This window comes from Geodermatophilus amargosae, assembly GCF_041028265.1.
Classification (GTDB): domain Bacteria; phylum Actinomycetota; class Actinomycetes; order Mycobacteriales; family Geodermatophilaceae; genus Geodermatophilus; species Geodermatophilus amargosae_A.
On sequence record NZ_JABGCW010000023.1, the window covers coordinates 1 to 18190 of the forward strand.

The 18190-nt window shown below is 75.9% G+C and carries 19 protein-coding genes and 1 pseudogene; 9 read left to right on the top strand and 11 right to left on the bottom strand.

Annotated elements, in window-relative coordinates:
• A partial coding sequence (locus HLV61_RS22210) for a PRC-barrel domain-containing protein (RefSeq protein ID WP_369259450.1) occupies nucleotides 1-569 on the bottom strand: 569 nt, incomplete at its 3' end.
• Between the two features lie 320 nt (nucleotides 570-889).
• On the opposite strand from HLV61_RS22210, the gene HLV61_RS22215 reads away from it, so the two are divergent.
• Nucleotides 890-1699, top strand: a complete 810-nt coding sequence (locus HLV61_RS22215) for a DUF3097 domain-containing protein (protein ID WP_369259452.1) — start codon at nucleotides 890-892, stop codon at nucleotides 1697-1699.
• A 94-nt stretch (nucleotides 1700-1793) separates the two neighbouring features.
• On the opposite strand, the gene HLV61_RS22220 is transcribed toward HLV61_RS22215, so the two are convergent.
• Both HLV61_RS22220 and HLV61_RS22225 read right to left on the bottom strand, forming a co-directional pair.
• Nucleotides 1794-2633, bottom strand: a complete 840-nt coding sequence (locus HLV61_RS22220) for an aldo/keto reductase (RefSeq protein ID WP_369259454.1) — start codon at nucleotides 2631-2633, stop codon at nucleotides 1794-1796.
• Between the two features lie 74 nt (nucleotides 2634-2707).
• Nucleotides 2708-3973, bottom strand: a complete 1266-nt coding sequence (locus HLV61_RS22225) for an MFS transporter (protein WP_369259456.1) — start codon at nucleotides 3971-3973, stop codon at nucleotides 2708-2710.
• 190 nt (nucleotides 3974-4163) lie between these two features.
• Here HLV61_RS22225 and HLV61_RS22230 point away from each other — a divergent pair, with 190 nt between their 5' ends.
• From HLV61_RS22230 to HLV61_RS22255, 6 genes are all read left to right on the top strand, one after another.
• Nucleotides 4164-5033 carry a hypothetical protein gene (locus HLV61_RS22230; protein WP_369259458.1) on the top strand — a complete coding sequence of 290 codons (870 nt, stop codon included), beginning with the start codon at nucleotides 4164-4166 and terminating at the stop codon, nucleotides 5031-5033.
• 97 nt (nucleotides 5034-5130) lie between these two features.
• Nucleotides 5131-6192 (top strand): GTP 3',8-cyclase MoaA, encoded by a 1062-nt coding sequence (moaA, locus tag HLV61_RS22235; protein WP_369259460.1) that lies wholly within the window; start codon nucleotides 5131-5133, stop codon nucleotides 6190-6192.
• A gap of 3 nt (nucleotides 6193-6195) precedes the next feature.
• On the top strand, nucleotides 6196-6444 hold the full coding sequence (locus HLV61_RS22240) for a MoaD/ThiS family protein (protein ID WP_369259462.1): 249 nt from the start codon (nucleotides 6196-6198) through the stop codon (nucleotides 6442-6444).
• 66 nt (nucleotides 6445-6510) lie between these two features.
• The gene (locus HLV61_RS22245; protein WP_369259464.1) at nucleotides 6511-7899 is read left to right on the top strand and encodes a hemolysin family protein; all 1389 of its coding nucleotides are present in this window, start codon (nucleotides 6511-6513) and stop codon (nucleotides 7897-7899) included.
• Nucleotides 7892-8953, top strand: a complete 1062-nt coding sequence (locus HLV61_RS22250; protein ID WP_369259466.1) for a hemolysin family protein — start codon at nucleotides 7892-7894, stop codon at nucleotides 8951-8953. The genes HLV61_RS22245 and HLV61_RS22250 overlap by 8 nt, the downstream gene beginning before the upstream one ends.
• On the top strand, nucleotides 8950-9168 hold the full coding sequence (locus HLV61_RS22255) for a hypothetical protein (protein WP_369259468.1): 219 nt from the start codon (nucleotides 8950-8952) through the stop codon (nucleotides 9166-9168). Before HLV61_RS22250 ends, HLV61_RS22255 begins: the two co-directional genes overlap by 4 nt.
• Nucleotides 9169-9207: 39 nt before the next feature.
• Here HLV61_RS22255 and HLV61_RS22260 read toward each other — a convergent pair whose 3' ends face one another.
• The 8 genes and pseudogenes from HLV61_RS22260 to HLV61_RS22290 form a co-directional block, all read right to left on the bottom strand.
• A complete protein-coding gene (locus tag HLV61_RS22260; RefSeq protein WP_369259470.1) occupies nucleotides 9208-10794 on the bottom strand; it encodes a SpoIIE family protein phosphatase in 1587 nt (528 codons plus the stop codon).
• Between the two features lie 142 nt (nucleotides 10795-10936).
• Nucleotides 10937-11362: a molybdenum cofactor biosynthesis protein MoaE gene (locus tag HLV61_RS22265; RefSeq protein WP_369259472.1), complete on the bottom strand. Its 426-nt coding sequence runs from the start codon at nucleotides 11360-11362 to the stop codon at nucleotides 10937-10939.
• Nucleotides 11359-11940 carry a nucleotidyltransferase family protein gene (locus HLV61_RS22270; RefSeq protein WP_369259474.1) on the bottom strand — a complete coding sequence of 194 codons (582 nt, stop codon included), beginning with the start codon at nucleotides 11938-11940 and terminating at the stop codon, nucleotides 11359-11361. The genes HLV61_RS22265 and HLV61_RS22270 overlap by 4 nt, the downstream gene beginning before the upstream one ends.
• A 46-nt stretch (nucleotides 11941-11986) precedes the next feature.
• Nucleotides 11987-12442 (bottom strand): TOBE domain-containing protein, encoded by a 456-nt coding sequence (locus HLV61_RS23240; RefSeq protein ID WP_440285319.1) that lies wholly within the window; start codon nucleotides 12440-12442, stop codon nucleotides 11987-11989.
• A gap of 120 nt (nucleotides 12443-12562) precedes the next feature.
• Nucleotides 12563-13006 (bottom strand): annotated as a pseudogene (locus HLV61_RS23245) (ATP-binding cassette domain-containing protein); the annotation flags it as partial.
• Nucleotides 13007-13035: 29 nt separating this feature from the next.
• Nucleotides 13036-13830: an ABC transporter permease gene (locus HLV61_RS22280; RefSeq protein WP_369259478.1), complete on the bottom strand. Its 795-nt coding sequence runs from the start codon at nucleotides 13828-13830 to the stop codon at nucleotides 13036-13038.
• The gene (gene modA / locus HLV61_RS22285) at nucleotides 13827-14600 is read right to left on the bottom strand and encodes a molybdate ABC transporter substrate-binding protein (RefSeq protein ID WP_369259480.1); all 774 of its coding nucleotides are present in this window, start codon (nucleotides 14598-14600) and stop codon (nucleotides 13827-13829) included. The genes HLV61_RS22280 and modA overlap by 4 nt, the downstream gene beginning before the upstream one ends.
• 42 nt (nucleotides 14601-14642) lie before the next feature.
• Nucleotides 14643-15038, bottom strand: coding sequence for a TOBE domain-containing protein (locus HLV61_RS22290; protein WP_163478131.1), 396 nt, complete (start codon nucleotides 15036-15038; stop codon nucleotides 14643-14645).
• A 120-nt stretch (nucleotides 15039-15158) separates the two neighbouring features.
• Between HLV61_RS22290 and HLV61_RS22295 the strand changes: the two genes are divergently transcribed.
• Together HLV61_RS22295 and HLV61_RS22300 are read left to right on the top strand one after the other, a co-directional pair.
• Nucleotides 15159-16367, top strand: a complete 1209-nt coding sequence (locus HLV61_RS22295; RefSeq protein WP_369259482.1) for a DUF2786 domain-containing protein — start codon at nucleotides 15159-15161, stop codon at nucleotides 16365-16367.
• 68 nt (nucleotides 16368-16435) lie between these two features.
• The gene (locus HLV61_RS22300; protein WP_369259484.1) at nucleotides 16436-18148 is read left to right on the top strand and encodes a RecQ family ATP-dependent DNA helicase; all 1713 of its coding nucleotides are present in this window, start codon (nucleotides 16436-16438) and stop codon (nucleotides 18146-18148) included.
• The last annotated feature ends 42 nt before the right edge of the window (nucleotides 18149-18190 follow it).

The following is an 18190-nucleotide window of genomic DNA, read 5'->3' on the forward strand; positions in this document are numbered from 1 at the left end:
ACCCGCTGGACACCCACGTTGAGGTGCTCCTCGGAGCGGGTCATGGCGTTGTCGGTCGTCGGGCCCGAGGTGTCGTGACCGACGGTGCCGCGGGTCTCCAGGTCGTCGCGCACACCGTCGCGGTCACGGTCGGTGTAGCCGGCGGTGCCCACGGTGCCGGTGCCGGCCGTCGTCAGGTCCTGCTGCGAGCGGGTCTGGTCCGTCGCGTAGGTGCCCGCGGTGCCGGTGTCCGTCGTGGTGGTCTGCGTCTGCGTGCCCGAGCCGAGGCCGTAGTACCGGTACAGCTCCTGCTCCTCCTGCGGGGAGAGGTGGCCGTCGGTGTCGATCTTCGGGGCGTCCTTGACCTGGGCCTTGCTCACGCGTACGCGCAGGCCGTCGTTGGTCAGGTCGGCGTCCCGCAGCGGGACGAAGGACTCCTTGGTGCCGAACAGCCCGGTGCGCACCGTGGCCCACTCCGGCTGACCGGTCTCGTCGTCCAGGTAGACCTCGGAGGCCGAGCCGATCTTCTCGCCCGACTCGTCGTAGACGTCCTGCCCGATCACGCGGCTGATGGTGTCGGTGCCGATCATCGTCGTGTCGCTCCCATCTGAGCTCTGGTGTCGCGGTCTCTGGATCAGTGACCACGTGAGCCGGAGCGAAACGACGGTGATCGACTCGTACACTTCGGTCGCTGAGCGTGGAGCAGACGGTCCCGGGCCGGTACCCGTGCGATCGGGACGAACTCGCAGGTCAGGCCAGGTGTCGGTCGTCTTCGGTCGCCGTCGACCGATCGCGACGAACCGTCACGCATCGCGACGACGTCGTCGCCCGGGCGTGTCGCGCCCGTTCCCGCAGCCCTCCCCCGGCGCGTCTCCCGGGCGTGGGCGCCGTCATCGGCTCTCCTGGGACCGTGCCGCCTCGCTCCCCCTATGACGACCTGGTGCACCCCCGCACGGTCAAGAAGCCACCGCCGCAGGTGGCCGCCGAGCGCGATCTCGTCGTCGAGGACCCCAGCTCGGGGTTCGTCGGCGCCGTGGTGCGCTGCGAGAAGGACGTCGTCCACCTCGAGGACCGCTTCGGCCGGGTCCGGGCGTACCCGCTCGGCCCGGGCTTCTGGGTCGAGGGCCGGCCGGTCGTGCTCGTGCGGCCGACCCCGAAGGGCCCGGCGACGCCGGCCCGCAGCGCCTCGGGCTCGACCTACGTCGCCGGGGCGCGCGCCCGCGTCGCGCGCGAGGGGCGCATCTACGTCGAGGGCAAGCACGACGCCGAGCTGGTCGAGAAGGTGTGGGGCCACGACCTGCGCATCGAGGGCGTCGTCGTCGAGCCGCTGCACGGCGTGGACGACCTGCCCGGCATCGTCCGCGAGTTCCGCCCGGCCCCGGGCCGGCGGCTCGGCGTGCTCGTCGACCACCTGGTGCGCGGGTCGAAGGAGTCCCGGATCGCCGAGCAGGTCACCGGGCAGCACGCGCTGGTGGTCGGCCACCCGTTCATCGACATCTGGCAGGCGGTCAAGCCCTCCGTCGTCGGCATCCGGGCGTGGCCGACGGTGCCGAAGGGCGAGTCGTGGAAGGAGGGCGTCTGCCGCCGGCTGGGCTGGGAGGACGACACCGGCTACGTGTGGGCGCAGCGCGTCCTCGCCCGCGTGCGGACCTGGACCGACCTGGAGCCCGAGCTCATCGGCCGCGTCGAGGAGCTCATCGACTTCGTGACGGCGGAGTAGTCCCCCGAGACGATCATGGCGCCGTGACCGCCCGGAGGGGTCTCCGGTGGTCACGGCGCCATGATCGCGCGGGGTCGGGCAGGGGCGGGCAGGTCTACCGGGGGACGTAGTCGAACGTGTCCGGGTCGGGGCCGGTGCGCTCGCCGCGGTCGAGGCCGCTGATCGTGGCCATCTGGCCCTCGTCGAGCTCGAAGTCGAACAGCGCGAAGTTCTGCTCCACGCGCTCGCGGGTCACCGACTTCGGGAAGACGACGTCGCCGCGCTGCACGTGCCAGCGGAGCACGACCTGGGCCGGGGTCCTCCCGAGCGTCTCGGCGATCGCGGTGACCGCGGGGTCGCCGAGGACCTTGCCCTGGGCGATCGGCGACCAGGCCTCGGTGACGATCTCGTGCTCGGCGTCGAAGGCCCGCACCTCGTCGTTGGCGAGGTAGGGGTGCACCTCGACCTGGTTGACCGCCGGACGCACCTCGGTCTCGGCGAACAGCCGGCGCAGGTGGTGCGGGTTGAAGTTGGAGACGCCGATCGCCCGGCAGCGGCCGGAGGCGTAGATCTCCTCCATGGCCTTCCACGTCTCGACGTAGTCGACGTCGATCGTGGGCAGCGGCCAGTGGATCAGGAACAGGTCGAGGACGTCGATGCCGAGGTCGGCGAGCGTCTGGTCGAAGGCACGCAGCGCGTCGTCGCGGCGGTGGAAGCCGTTGTTGAGCTTGCTGGTGACGAAGACCTCGGAGCGGTCGACGCCCGACTCGCGGACGGCCTGGCCGACCTCCTTCTCGTTGCCGTACATCTCGGCGGTGTCGATGTGCCGGTAGCCGACCTCGAGTGCGCTGCGGACCGCCTCGGCGGTCTGCTCGGGCGGGATCTGGTAGACGCCGAACCCGAGCTGCGGGATCTGGACGCCGTTGTTCAGGTGGATGGTGGGCACGGTGGCCACGGGCTCTCCTCTTCGGTCGGGGACGATGGGCGGCGCGCCACTGCATGGCGCGCCAGGCTCCCCGAGGAGCCCGCCTACCCGCCGACCGCGTCCCCAACCCGTGGCGCAGGTCCCTCGACGGGCCCGGGCGCGCGGCGCAGCAGGGGCGCGGCGCCCAGCGCCAGCACCGCGGCACCCGCCGCGGCGAGCGCGGGCACGGCGAAGGCCGCCCGGGCGCCCCACGCGTCGACCGCCGCACCGGCGAGCGCCGAGCCCGCGGTGACCCCCAGGGTCAGGCCGGTGTTGGTCCACGACAGCGCCTCGGTGAGCGCGGAACGGGGCACCCGCGACTCCACCAGTGAGGCACCCGACACCAGCACCGGCGCGACGGCCAGGCCGGCGAGGAAGCCGGCGCCCACCAGGAGCGGCAGCGAGGACACCGCCCACAGCCCCTGGGCGGCCAGCCCGAAGGCGACGGCGGTGCCGAGGAAGCGCCCGGCGAGGGTGCCGCGCAGGTGGGCCACGCCGTAGGCCAGCCCGGCGACGAGGCTGCCGCCCGCGTAGAGCGCCAGCGCGAGGCCGGCGAGGGCGGGGACGCCCTGCTCCTCCGCGAAGCCCACGACGACGACGTCCATCGCGCCGAAGACGGTGCCCACGCCGAGGTAGGCGAGGGACACGACGACCACCGCGGGCCCGAGCGCGGCGGTCAGCCGGGAGGGGCCGCCGGTGGCCACGGGCACGGGCGCGGGCTCGGTGTCCCGCTGGCGCGCCAGCCACAGCCCGCCGACCGTGCCGAGCACGATCCCGGTGGTGAAGCCGGCGGCCGGGGCGACGAGCGTGCCGAGGACGGTGACCAGCGGCGGCCCGACGACGAAGACGACCTCGTCGACGACGGACTCGAAGGCGAACGCGGTCTGCCGCCGCTCGGCGTCCTCGAGGGCCGCGGCCCACCGGGCGCGGACCATCGCGCCGATCCCCGGCAGGCTGGCGCCGGTCAGGGCGCCCAGGAGGAACCAGGTCCAGCGCGGCGCGTCGCCGACGACGACGGCGACGAAGGCCAGGCCGTTGACGAGGTAGGCGGCCATGGCGACCTGCAGCACCCGCCCCTGGCCGCGCCGGTCCATCGTCCGGGACCACAGCGGCCCGCCCACCGCGGCGGACAGGGCGAGCGTGCCGGAGACGGCGCCGGCGAGCGCGTAGCTGCCGGACTCGCCCTCGACGAGCAGGACGGCGCCCAGGCCGAGCATGGGCAGCGGCAACCGGGCGACCCAGCCGGCGAGGGAGAACCACGCGGCGCCGGGGACGACGAACAGCCGGGCGTAGGGGCCGAGCAGGGGACGGAGGACGGAGCGGGGTGACACGGGCTTCTCGCGCTTCCTGGCCACAGGCGAGTGCGGGACTGCCCGCCGGACTCTCGGGTGGCGACGCGACCGTAACAACGGTCCGCGGGCCCGTCGTCCCGGTTTACTGGCCGTGTGCGTGTCGTCACGCAAGATGCATGAACCTTCATGCACCCTGGTCGGCGCCCGATCCGCCGACCCGAGGAGCCCCGTGGCCCCCACCTCCCGGCCGCGCCCCCTGCGCGCCGTCCTCGCCCTGCTGCTCGCGCTCGCCGCCCTGCTCGTCCCCGGCACCGCCTCCGCCTCCGGCGGCGACGACGGCGGCGCGACCGAGGGCGCGAGGAGCGGCGGCGACTTCGCCGTCACCGTCAACGGCCGCACGTCGAACCCGGCCGCCGGCAACGAGTACCGCCTGCGCGACACCACGCCCACCGCACCGATCGCCGTCCGCGGCCGGCACGTCACCTTCCGGATCGACCCGGCCACCCTCGGCGTGTACGACTACACGCTCACCGGCGCCCCGGACGCGCAGCGCATGGTCACCGCCCCGACCGTCGTCTTCGCCTCCAAGGTGCCCGTGCTGACCGCTGCCCAGCTGCGCGGCGTCCGGATCAGCGAGCTGCGGCTGCGCGACGACGTCCTCGTCGTCATCTTCACCACCGCCTCCGGCGGCAAGTTCAAGGTCCAGGCGAAGGACGCCCCGCAGGGCGGCATCTTCCAGATGGAGCAGGAGTTCGGCACCGCCGTCGAGTACGTGCACACCCTCGGCGCCGGCCTCTTCTACTTCGTCAACGAGTACACGGGCAAGGTCAACTTCGGCGACGGCGTCCCGGCCGACGGCACGCACCAGATGCTGCTCGGCAAGGACAGCCCGCAGGTGGCCACCAAGCTGGAGCAGACCGCCACCACGACCCGCTGGTCGGTCGCCTCGGGCGGCCGCATGGGCGGGGTGCTCGGCGAGGACTCGATCGAGCTCTCGGCCGGCGCCACCAACTGCACGAGCGACTGCCAGGCCCGCAACCGCATCCAGGGCTCGGTGACCGTGCCGCCGGACCCGACGAACCCGGTCCCGATCGGCTGAACCAGCACTCCCCCCGGGGGCGGTCCGCGGTGCGGGCCGCCCCCTCGGCGTCCCGGGGAACGGCACGGACCGGGCGACCGCCACTACATTCGTCCTCGTGACCCAGTCCAGCCCGCTGCCCGACCCGGTGGTGCGCCGTCCGGCGCCGCCCGCCACCGCGCCCGGCAGGGGCGGGCTGGTCGACCGGCACGGCCGGGTCGCCACCGACCTGCGGGTGTCGCTCACCGACCGCTGCAACCTGCGCTGCACCTACTGCATGCCGCCCGAGGGCCTGCAGTGGCTGCCCAAGGTCGAGCAGCTCACCGACGACGAGGTCGTCCGGCTGGTCCGCATCGGCGTCGAGCAGCTGGGCATCGAGGAGGTCCGCTTCACCGGCGGCGAGCCGCTGCTGCGCCCCGGCCTGGTGGGCATCGTCGAGGCGGCCACCGCGCTGTCCCCGCGCCCGGAGGTCAGCCTCACCACCAACGCCATCGGCCTGGCCCGCGTCGCGCCCGCGCTGGCCGCCGCGGGGCTGGACCGGATCAACGTCAGCCTCGACACCCTCGACCGCGAGCGGTTCGAGGCCCTCACCCACCGCGACCGGCTCGACGACGTCCTCGCCGGGCTGCGCGCCGCCTCCGACGCCGGCCTCACCCCGGTGAAGGTCAACGCGGTCCTGCTGCGCGGCATGAACGAGGCCGACGCCGTCCCGCTGCTGGACTTCTGCCTGGAGCACGGCTACCAGCTGCGGTTCATCGAGCAGATGCCGCTCGACGCCCACCACGCCTGGACCCGCGGCGAGATGGTCACCGCCGAGGACATCCTGGGCCGGCTGTCGGCGGCGCACGAGCTGACGCCCGACACCGAGGAGCGCGGGTCGGCGCCCGCCGAGCGCTGGCTGGTCGACGGCGGCCCGTCGACCGTCGGGGTCATCGCCTCGGTCACCCGCTCCTTCTGCGGCACCTGCGACCGCACCCGGCTCACCGCCGACGGCCAGATCCGCAACTGCCTGTTCGCCCGCGAGGAGTCCGACCTGCGGACGGCGATGCGCGAGGGCGCCACCGACGCCGAGCTGGCCGACCGCTGGCGGATCGCCACCCTGGCCAAGCTCCCCGGCCACGGCATCGACGACCCGAGCTTCCTGCAGCCCAGCCGGCCGATGTCGGCGATCGGCGGCTGACCGGTGGCCGGACCCGTCACGGTGCGCTACTTCGCCGGGGCCCGCGCGGCCAGCGGCGTCGACACCGAGAGCTGCGCGGCGAGCACCCTCGAGGAGCTCGTCGGCCGGATCGTCGAGGCCCACGGCGAGCGCCTCGCCCGGGTGCTCACCGCCTGCTCGTTCCTCGTCGACGGAACGCAGACGCGCGACCGGTCGTTGCAGCTGTCACCCGGGGCGGTCGTGGACGTGCTGCCCCCCTTCGCCGGAGGATGACCGCCCCCTCGTGAGCCTGCCTCACCATACGAGCCCTCCCCGTTCCCTCCCGCTCCGGAACCCCGCATGATCGAGTGGCTGCTCGTCCTCGTCGGCGTGGTGCTGATCCTGGGCTGTGCCGCGTTCGTGGCCTTCGAGTTCTCCCTGGTCACCGTCGACCGGGCCACCGTGGAGCGCGAGGCCGCCGCCGGCGTCCGCGGGTCGGCCGGCGTGCTCGCCGCCATGCGGACGCTGTCCACCCAGCTCTCGGGCGCCCAGCTCGGCATCACCGTCACCAACCTGGCCATCGGCTTCGTCGCCGAGCCCTCGATCGCCGCGCTGCTGCGCGGACCGCTGGAGGCGGTGGGTCTGTCCGGCGGTGCCGCCCGGTCGGTGTCGATCACCCTGGCGCTGGTCCTCGCGACGGCGCTGACCATGGTGTTCGGCGAGCTGGTGCCCAAGAACGTGGCGATCAGCGAGCCGCTGCGCACCGCCCGCGCCGTGTCGGGCTTCCAGCGCGGCTTCACCCGGGCGACGTCGCTGGTCATCCGCTTCCTCAACGGCTGGGCCAACGCCATCCTGCGCCGGCTGTTCGGCGTCGAGCCGCAGGAGGAGCTGGCCTCGGCCCGCTCGCCGGAGGAGCTCACCTCGCTGGTCCGCCGCTCCGGCCGGCAGGGCACGCTGCCCGCCGCCACGGCCACCCTGCTCGAGCGCGGACTGGCCTTCGGGGAGCTGCGGGCCAGCGACGCGGCCACCCCGCGCACCCGCATGACCACCGTCCTCGACGGCGCTCCCGTCGCCGAGGTGCTCACCGCCGCGCGCGACTCGGGGCACTCGCGGTTCCCCGTCGTCTCCGGGTCCGGCGTCGACGACGTCGTCGGCATGGTCCACGTGAAACACGCCCTGGCCGTCCCGCGCGACCGGCGGGCGGACACCCCCGTCTCGGCGGTCATGCTCCCGGCGCTGTTCGTCCCGACGTCCCGGCGGCTGGACGACCTGCTCGGCGACCTGCGCCGCGGCGGGCTGCAGATGGCCGTCGTCGTCGACGAGTACGGCGGCACCGACGGCGTGGTGACCATCGAGGACCTCGTGGAGGAGATCGTCGGCGACCTCATCGACGAGTACGACCAGGAGACCGGCGACGACGTCGTCGACCGCGGCGACGGCACCTGGTCGGTCTCGGGCCTGCTGCGCCCCGACGAGGTGGCCGCGGCCACCGGCCTGGCGGTCCCCTCCGACCGGCACTGGGAGACCCTCGGCGGCCTGGTGCTGCACGCGCTGGGGCGGATCCCGGAGTCCGGCGACCGGATCGAGGCGCGACCGGCCCTGCCCCCGGAGCTGGCCGCCGAGGCCGAGGGCCTGCCGGCCGGCGTGTGGGTCGAGGTCGAGAAGGTCGACGGCACCCGCGTGGAGCGGGCCGTCGTGGGCGAGCTGTCCGCGACCACCGGCGACGACGAGGAGACCGGCCGTGGGTGACTGGGTCGGCCTGCTGGTCGCCGTCGTGCTGCTGCTCGCCAACGCGTTCTTCGTCGGTGCCGAGTTCGCCCTGATCTCCGCCCGCCGCTCGTCCATCGAGCCGCTGGCCGACGCCGGCTCCCGCCGTGCCCGCACCACGCTGGCGGCGATGGAGCGGGTGTCGCTGATGATGGCCGGCGCGCAGCTCGGCATCACCGTCTGCTCGCTGGGCCTCGGCGCCATCGGTGAGCCCGCGGTGGCGCACCTGCTCGAGCCCGTCTTCGCGGCGCTGTCGGTCCCCGAGGCGCTGGTGCACCCGATCTCCTTCGTCCTCGCGCTGACCGCCGTCGTCGCGCTGCACGTGGTGATCGGCGAGATGGTGCCGAAGAACCTGGCGCTGGCCGGGCCCGACCGGGCCGCGCTGGCGCTGGCCCCGCCACTGGCCGCCGTCGTGACGGTGCTCAAGCCGGTCATCGTGACGCTGAACGCGCTGGCCAACGGCGTGCTCCGGCTGATCGGGGTGACGCCCCGGGACGAGGTGACCAGCGCGTTCACCCGCGACCAGGTGGCCGGGCTGCTCGACGAGTCGCGCGCCGGCGGCCTGCTCGACGAGCGCGGGCACGAGCTGCTCACCGGCGCCCTCGGCCTGGAGGAGCGCGACACCCGCTCGGTGCTCATCCCGCGGGCCGCGCTGACCGTCGTCGCGCCGGACGACGACACCGCCGCCGTCGAGCGGGCCGCGGCCACCACCGGCTTCTCCCGCTTCCCGGTGGCCGTCGGCGACCGGCTGCTCGGCTACGTGCACGTCAAGGACGTGCTGCAGGCCGACGGCGTCCCCGAGCCGCGGGTCCGGGACATCACCCGCCCCCTGCCCCGGGTGGCCGCCGAGGACGACCTGCGCCGCACGCTGGCGGTCATGCAGGCCGGCCGCGCCCAGTTCGCCGCGGTCACCGACGCGGGCCGGGTGGTCGGCGTCGTGGCCCTGGAGGACATCCTGGAGGAGCTGGTCGGCGAGATCCGCGATGCTGCACACAGGGCGCCCGTTCGGGAGCCGGGGAGGACGGGACGACGATGAGCTTTCTCGACAAGGCGAAGGCGAAGGCCGAGGAACTGCTGGGCCGGGCCGAGGAGGTCTACGGCGAGTCGCACGGCGACGCCGCCGCCCAGGTGGCCGGGGAGGCCCACCGGCTCGAGGCCGAGGTGGAGCTCGAGGAGGAGCGCGCCGAGGAGGCCGCGCACGGGCACGGCGACCCCCGTCCCACCGACGAGGACGGCCGCACCACGGTCTGAGACCGCCGGGCTCAGCGGTCCGGGCTCAGCGGTCCGGGCTCAGCGGTCGAGGCGCAGCGCCACCAGGGCGACGTCGTCCTCCGGGTGGCTCTGCACGAGCCGCTCGATCACCTCGTCGCACAGCTCGTCGAGCGGGCGCCCGCCGAGCTCGGCGACGACGGCGGCCAACCGGGCCATCCCGGCGTCGAGGTCGAGGCCGCGCCGCTCGACCAGGCCGTCGGTGTACAGCAGCACCGTGGAGCCGGCCTCGAGCACCAGGGTGCACTCGACGCGGACGCTGGCCGGGTCGACGCCGAGCAGCAGGTCGCCAGGGTGCTCCGGCAGTCCGACCGGCCGGCCGTCGGGGTCGAGCACCAGCGGCGGGAGGTGGCCGGCACTGGCCCAGCACATCCGGGTGCGGCCCGCCGCGGCCTCCTCGGGCGTGCGCTCGAAGCGGGCGACGGCGACGGTGGCGTGGGTGTCCACGCCGAGCGTCGCCATCGCCTCGTCCAGCCCGCGCAGCACCTCGGCCGGCCCGGCACCGCTGTAGACGGCGACGCCGCGCAGCAGCGAGCGCAGCTGCCCCATGGCCGCCGCGGCGGCGGTGTCGTGCCCGACGACGTCGCCGATGACCAGAGTGGTCGCCCCGCCGGGCTGGGGGAAGGCGTCGTACCAGTCACCGCCCACGCGGGCCGCCTCGGCCGCCGGCGTGTAGCGGACCTCGACCGCGCCCAGACCGGAGCCGCGCGGATCGGTGAGCAGGCTGCGCTGCAGGGCCTCGGCGAGCTGGCTCTGGCGGGCGAAGAGCCGGACGTCGTCCAGCGCCAGCCCCACCCGGCCGGCCACCTCGCGGGCGGTGAGCGGGTCCACGCGCGCGGCGCCGGCGGGATCGCCGGCGAGGAAGGTGAGCGCGCCGATGACCCGGTCGCGGCCCGGCAGCGGAACGGCGAGCACCGCCGGGGCGCCCAGCTCGCGGTAGAGCCGGGCGGCCTCCTCGTCGTCGATCGCCGCGAGCACCGCCGCGCCGTCGGCGGTCACCGTCTCCCCCGCCAGCGCCCGCATCACCGGGGCGGCGGACGGCATCCCGGGCAACCGGACGCCGGCGTAGCGGGCGAGCAGGTCGCGGCGGGCGGGGTCGCCGTGCCAGGAGCCGAGGTCGCGGGGCCGGCCGTCGTCGTCGACCACCGTGAGCAGGCAGGCCTCGCCGAGCTCGGGCACGACCAGGCGCGGGATCCGGCGGACGGCGTCGGCGAGGTCGAGGGTGCCGGTCAGCTCGGCGCCGACCCGGGCCAGCAGCGCCAGCCGGTCCTGCGCGGTGCGGCGCGCGGTGACCTCGGAGAAGTACATCCCCAGGCCGGTCGGCAGCGGGACGGCGCTCACCTCGAACCAGCTGGAGAAGGGCTCGGGGTAGTAGGTCTCGAACGTCCGGGCGTGCCCGGTGGCCACGACCTCGCGGTAGACGCGGCCGGCCTCGCTGTCGCGGTTGGCCGGGAAGGACGCCCAGAAGCAGGCGCCGACGAGCTCGTCCCACGTCCGGCCCACGACGGCCTCGCCGGCGGCGTTGACGTAGGCGATCCGCCAGCCGGCGTCGACGGCGAGGAAGCCGAGCGGCATCGCCTCCAGGACGGGATCGCGCTCCGCCGGCACGGGACACCTCGCTGTCGTCCGGCCGCGGTCCGCGGGCACGCCGGGAGGATCCACCCCACCTCTGGAGCCCCGCACCGTTGTGCCACGCGGCCCCGCGCCGGTCAAGGGAGCGGGCCGGCCCGGTACCGGGACGGGACGTGCCCTACGGGCAGGCGACCCACTCCTCGCCGCCGTCGGTGAACACCTGGCGCTTCCAGATCGGCAGCCGCCTCTTGACCTCGTCGACCAGCTCGGCGCACGCGGTGAAGGCCTCGCCGCGGTGGGCCGAGCTGACGGCGCAGGCCAGCGCGACGTCGCCGATGCCCAGCAGGCCGACCCGGTGCGAGACGGCGACGGCGCGGACGCCGGGGCGGGCGGCGAACTCCTCCGCCAGCTCGGTGATCACCTGCCCGGCGGTCGGGTGGCCGACGTACTCGAGCTCGGTGACCGACCGGCCGCCGTCGGAGTCCCGGACGACGCCGGCGAAGGAGACGACCGCGCCGGCACCGGCGTCGGCCACCGCCGCCTCGTGCTCGGCGACCGAGAGCGGCTCGTCCACGACTCGGGCGATCAGGTGGCCGGCGATCACGGCGCCGAAGCTACCCCGCCGGGCGGCACGTCGAGGTCCACCGGGTCGGCCAGGCCGGTGCAGTCGACCTCGGCGACCGGGTGCGCGGCCAGGTAGCGGCGGGCGCCCTCGTCGCCGGTCGCCGTCGCGGCCACGCCCGCCCAGTGGTCCCGGCCGAGCAGCACCGGGTGCCCGCGGACGCCGTCGTAGGTGGCCACCGCCAGCGCGTCCGGGGCGGCGAGCGCGGCGACCTGCGCGAGCGCCGCCGGCGTCATCCCCGGCATGTCCACGAGCGTGACCAGCGCGGCGTCGATCCGTCCCGGCCAGCCGCGCAGCCCCTCCAGCCCGGTGCGCAGGCTGGAGGCCATGCCGGTCTCCCAGTCGCGGTTGGCCAGCACGGTGGCGCCGGTGAGGTCGGCGGACTGCCAGACGTCGACCGCGCGGGCGCCGAGGACCACGAGCACCGGGTCGCACACCGCCCGCGCCGTCCGCACCGCGCGCTCCACCAGCAGGCTGCCGCCGTACTCGACGAGCGCCTTGGGCATGCCGTAGCGGCGTCCCCCGCCCGCGGCGAGGACCAGCCCGGCGACCGTGCTCATGCCCGCCCACCCTGCCAGAGCGGCAGGAGTGGCCGTTCCCGTCACCTCAGCGCGGGTAGACGGTGACCTCGGAGGCCTTGACCACCGCCCAGACCGGCGAGCCCGGGGCCAGGCCGAGCTCGGCGAAGGCGGTCGCGGTGACGTCGGCGAGCAGCGGCACCTCGCCGTCGAGCTCGCAGCGCACGGTCGCCCCGTGCGGCGTCGCGCCGGTCACCGTCAGCGGCCAGGCGTTGCGCGGGCTGCCCCCCGGCCGCGAGGGGTGCAGCGCCACCGACTCGGGGCGCACCGCCACCAGCACCGGGCCCTCCGCGGGCGCGGCGACGGCCACCACCCCGCCGCCGTCGAGGCGCACGGTGAGCCCGTCGGCGGTGCCGGGCAGCAGGGAGAGCCCGACCAGCCGGGCGACGTAGTCGGTGCGGGGGTGGCGGGCGACGTCGGCCGGCGTCCCCGCCTGCACCACCCGGCCGTCCTCCACGACGACGACGCGGTCGGCCAGCGCCATGGCGTCGACCGGGTCGTGGGTGACCAGCACCGCGCTGCCGGCGTAGTCGGCCAGGTGGCGGCGCAGCTCGGCGCGGACGGCGAGCCGGGTGCGGGCGTCGAGCGCCGAGAGCGGCTCGTCGAGCAGCAGCAGCGCCGGGTCGCCGACCAGCGCGCGGGCCAGCGCGGCCCGCTGCGCCTGCCCACCGGAGAGCTGTCCGGGCCGCCGGTCCGCCAGGCCGGCGAGGCCGACCCGGTCGAGCCACGCGGCGGCCGCGGCCCGCGCCGCCGCCCGGGAGGCCCCCCGCGTCCGGGGACCGAAGGCGACGTTCTCCAGCACGGACAGGTGCGGGAAGAGGAGGTGGTCCTGGAAGACCATCCCGAGCGGCCGGCGGTGGGCGGGCAGGTGCACCCGCGCGGCGACGTCGTCCCAGGGCGTCCCGTCGACGGCGACCCGGCCGCCGTCGGGCGGGAGCAGGCCGGCGAGCACCCGCAGCAGCGTCGACTTGCCCGCGCCGTTGGGCCCGAGGACGGCGAGCACCTCGCCGTCGGCGACCTCCAGCGCGACGTCGACGAGGACCGGTCCGCGTCGCACGAGGACGTGCGCCGACAGGCTCACGCGGCCGCTCCCCGCCCGAGCCAGCGGTCCCGCAGGAGCAGCAGCGTGGCCACCGAGACGGCGAGCAGGACCAGGGAGAGCACGATCGCGGCCTGCGGGTCGCGCTGCAGCGCCAGGTAGACCGCCAGCGGCATCGTCTGCGTCGTCCCCGGGAAGTTGCCGGCGAAGGTGATGGTGGCGCCGAACTCGCCCAGCGCCCGCGCCCAGCACAGCACCGCGCCGGCGGCGACCCCCGGGGCGACCAGCGGGAGGGTGACCCGGCGGAACGTCGTCCAGCGGTCCGCGCCCAGCGTGGCGGCGGCGTCCTCGTACCGGACGTCGGCGGCGCGCAGTGCCCCCTCGACGCTGATGACGAGGAACGGCATGGCCACGAACGTCTCGGCGATGACGACGGCGGCCGTGGTGAACGGGATGGTGATCCCGGTGGTCTCGGCCAGCCAGCCGCCGACGATCCCCTGCCGACCGAGCACGAGGAACAGCGCCACGCCGCCGACCACGGGCGGCAGCACCAGCGGCACGGTGACCAGCGCGCGCAGCACCGCCCGCCCGCGCGCCCGCGAGCGGGCCAGCACCCAGGCCAGCGGCACGCCGAGGACGACGGAGACCGCGGTGGCCAGCGTGGCCGAGACCAGCGACAGCCGGAGCGCCTGCCCGACGCCGGGCGCGGCGAGCGAGGTGCCCAGCTGCGACCACGGTGTCCGCACGAGCAGGCCGGCCAGGGGCAGGACGAGGAAGGCGACGGCGAGGGCCGCCGGGACCAGCAGCGGCGCCGGGGTGCGGACCCGTCTCACGGCCCGCGGAAGCCCGCGGCCCCGAGCACCCGCTGCCCCTCCTCGGAGAGCACCAGGTCGACGAAGGCCCGCGCGGCGCCGGGGTTGGGCGCGGCGGCCAGCGTGCACAGCGGGTACCCGGTGACGGCGTCCTCCGCCTCGGGGAAGGGGATGCCCTCGACCCGGTCGCCGGCGACGGCGACGTCGGTGGCGTAGACCAGCGCAGCGTCGACCTCGCCGAGTTCGGCCTTGGTCAGCGCAGCGCGGACGTCCTCCTCCTGGGTGTCCGGCCGCGGGGTCACGCCCGCGGCGGCGAACACGGCCTCGGCGGCCGCGCCGCAGGGCACCTCGGGCGCGCAGACGGCGAGCGCGAGCTCCGCGCGGGCGAAGTCGGCCAGGCCGGTGACGCCGCCGGGGTTGCCCGGGGGGACGGCGATCTGCAGGACGTTGCCGGCGAACACCGTCGGGTCGCCGTCGGCGAGGCCCGCGTCGGTGACCACGGACATCTGCGCCCCGTTGGCCGAGGCGAAGACGTCGGCCGGGGCGCCCTGGGTGATCTGGGTGGCCAGCGCGGCGCTGCCGGCGAAGGCGAACTGCACGGTCAGGCCGTCGTGGTCGTCCTCCAGCCGCCGCCCGAGGTCGGTGAAGACGTCGGTGAGCGAGGCGGCGGCGAAGACGGTCAGCGTGCCGCTGGGGCCGCTCGCGGACGCCGCGGCGTCGTCCCCTCCCCCGCAGCCGGCGACGCCCAGGGCCACCACGGCCAGCACCGCGACCAGTCGACTGCTCCGCATCTGCGGAACAGTAGTGCCTCATCCCCCGCGGGTACGGGGGGACTACGGGACGTCGACGCTCACCTGCGTCGCCTTGACCGTGGCGACGGCGCGCACGCCGACCTCGAGGCCCAGCTCGTCGGCCGCCTCGCGGGACATCAGCGAGACCAGCCGGAAGGGCCCGGCCTGGATCTCGACCTGGGCCATCACGGTGTCGCGGACGACGCGGGTCACGATGCCGGCCAGCCGGTTGCGCGCCGAGGAGCCGCGGGTGGTGCCCGGCTCGGGCGCCTCGTGCAGCGCGGTGGCCAGGGTGGCGAGGTCGGCGCCGTCGACGTGCGCCGGGCCCCCGCCCTCCCGCGACGCCGGCAGCCGGCCGCTGTCGATCCACCGGCGCACCGTGTCGTCGCTGACGCCCAGCAGCGCCGCGGCCTCGGCGATCCGGTAGCTCGCGCCCACGCCGCGCGACCCTAGTCGCCGGTACGACGGGACCCGGCCCGGCGCCGGGGACGGTGGATGGCGGGCCGGCGTCCACAGGCGGTGCCGCACCCCGACGGGCACCGGCGCGACCATCGGGGGGTGTTCGACGACGCCTGGCTCACCGACCTCCTCCGCGCCCGCGGCGGCCTGCTGACCGACGCCGGCGTGGCCTCGGAGCTCGCGGCCACCCTGGCCACACGCTCCCCGGTGGTCGACGGCACGGGCGCCGTCACGCGCGAGCTGCTCGCCGCTCTCGCCGACACGTGGGAGCGCGGGTGGCAGCCGGCCGACGTGGTGCACGCCGCGCGGAAGGAGGCGACCGCCGCCTCGGTGCCGCTGCTCGTGGCACTGATGGCCGAGGACGCGCGCCGCACGGATGCGGCGGCCCGCGCGCCGGAGGTCTGGCTCGGGCAGCTGCGGGAGCTCGGGGTGCCGGCCGCGGGCGATCCCGGGGTGGTGGGCGCGTGGCAGGGCAGGGAGGGCAGACCGCCCGTGGACGCGTGGCGGATCGTGCTGCGCCTGGCCGGGCTGCTGCGGACCACCGCGCGCCTCGAGGTGCTCGTCCCACCACCGTCCCGCTGGGGCCCGGGCACGCGACGCGAGGCCGCCGCCACCCCCGACGACGCCCGCGTCCTGCGGCGGATCCGGGCGCTGCTGGCCAAGGCCGAGTCGACGGAGTTCCCCGAGGAGGCCGAGGCGCTCACGGCCAAGGCGCAGGAGCTGATGACCCGCCACGCGGTCGACACGGCCCTGCTCGACGACCGCCCTGGGGAGCGCTCGGACGTGGCGACCCGGCGCGTGCACGTCGACGACCCGTACGTGCTGGCCAAGGTCCAGCTGCTCGGCGCGGTCGCCGACGCCAACGGAGTGCGGCTGGTCTGGTACCGCGGCCTGGGCATCGCCACCCTCGTCGGGATCGCCACCGACCTCGACACGGTGGAGCTGCTGTTCACCTCGCTGCTGCTGCAGGTCGGCCAGGCGCTGGGCGCCGCCGAGCGGGCGGCATGCCGGCGGTCGGGGTCCCGCGCGTTCCGGCGGGCGTTCCTGCTCGGCTACGCGGGCCGCATCGGCGAGCGGCTGACCAGCGCCCGGGAGCGGGCGACCCGGGAGGCCGCGGCCGAGCAGGGCGTGGACCTGCTGCCGGTCCTGCGCTCGAGGCAGGTCGCCGTCGACCACGCGTTCGCCGAGCTGTTCCCGCGCGTGCGCAGCGGCCGCGGCCGCGCCTCCGTCGACGGCTCGGGCTTCCGGGTCGGCCGTGCCGCGGCGGACTCCGCCGACGTCGGCACCCGCCGCGCCCCCCTGCGGTGAGATCCCGCCCGGCGGCCGGGGCACCGGCGCTCCGTTTGCCGATCTCGGCCCCCGGGCAGCGGCACGCGGTGTCACGCACTCCCAGCGCCAATCCCGCCGGCGGCTCGGCCTCGGTCCGCACCCGCCGGCTGCGCGAGACCGCCCGCGACGTCCTCGGCTTCGACGGCTTCCGCCCCGGACAGGAGCGGGCCATGCAGTCCGTCCTCGCGGGCCGGGACACGCTGGCGGTGCTCCCCTCCGGCGCCGGCAAGAGCGCGGTCTACCAGGTCGCCGGGCAGCTGCTCGACGGGCCGGTCGTCGTCGTCTCGCCGCTCATCGCCCTGCAGCGGGACCAGGTGGAGCGGCTCGTGGAGCTCGGTGAGCAGGCCGGCCGGGCCGCGCAGCTCAACTCCAGCCTGTCCGCCGGCGACCAGCGCGCCGCCCTCGAGGGGCTCGGGGACGGAACGGTCCGCTTCCTCTTCCTCGCCCCCGAGCAGCTGACCAAGCCGGAGGTGGTCGACGCCGTCCGCGACGCCGGCACGGCGCTGTTCGTCGTCGACGAGGCGCACTGCGTCTCCGCGTGGGGCCACGACTTCCGCCCCGACTACCTGCGGCTGGGCCAGGTCGTCGAGCAGCTGGGCCACCCGACGGTGCTGGCCCTGACCGCGACGGCCGCCCCGCCGGTGCGCGCCGAGATCGTCGAGCGGCTGTCGATGCGCGACCCCGAGGTCGTCGTCGCCGGGTTCGACCGGCCCGAGATCCGGCTCGAGGTCGACCAGCACGCCGACGCCTCCGCGAAGCGGAACGCGGTGATCGACCGCACGGTGGCCGAGGTCGCGGCCGGCCGCGGTCCGGGCATCGTCTACAGCGCCACCCGCAAGGGCACCCTCGACCTCGCCGAGGCGCTCACCGAGCGCGGCCTGCGGGCGCGGCCGTACCACGCGGGCCTGAGGAGGAGCGAGCGCGAGGACACCCAGCGCGCGTGGATGGACGACGAGCTCGACGTGGTGGTGGCGACGACGGCCTTCGGGATGGGCATCGACAAGCCCGGCACGCGTTTCGTGGTGCACGCCGAGCCCGCCGACTCCGTCGACAGCTACTACCAGGAGATCGGCCGGGCCGGCCGCGACGGCGAGGCGGCGCTCGCGGTGCTGGTCTACCGGCAGGAGGACCTCGGCCTGCGCCGCTTCTTCGCCGCCGGCGCCCCGGCGGAGGAGGAGCTGCAGCAGGTCGCCGGGCTGGTCGCCGCCGCGCCCGCGGCCGGTGTGGACGACGGCGTCGACGTCAAGCAGCTGCGCGAGGAGACCGGCCGCGGCGCCACCCCGCTGGCCCGCGACCTCAACCTGCTCGAGCAGGTGTCGGCCGTCGTCCTCGACGACGAGGGCGCCGCGCACCCGGCCGACGGCGCGCCCAGCCCCGGCGACGCCGCCGCCGCGGCCCGCGAGCTCGCCGAGCACCACGAGCGGGTCGACCAGAGCCGCGTGGAGATGATGCGCGGCTACGCCGAGACGACCGAGTGCCGCCGCCAGTACCTGCTCGGCTACTTCGGCGAGCAGCTCGAGGAGCCCTGCGGCAACTGCGACAACTGCTCGGCCGGCACCGCGCACGAGCAGCCCTCCGGCGACGGCGCCGACACCCCCTTCACGCCCGAGACCCCCGTCGTCCACACCGAGTGGGGTCCCGGCGTGGTCATGCGGCTGGAGGACGACCGCGTCGTCGTGCTGTTCGAGGAGGTCGGCTACAAGACGCTGGCGCTGCGGGCCGTGGAGGCCAACGACCTATTGCAGGTCCGCAGCGCCTGAGGGCGCGGCCCGGCATGCTGTGCGGCACGTTCCACCCGACCC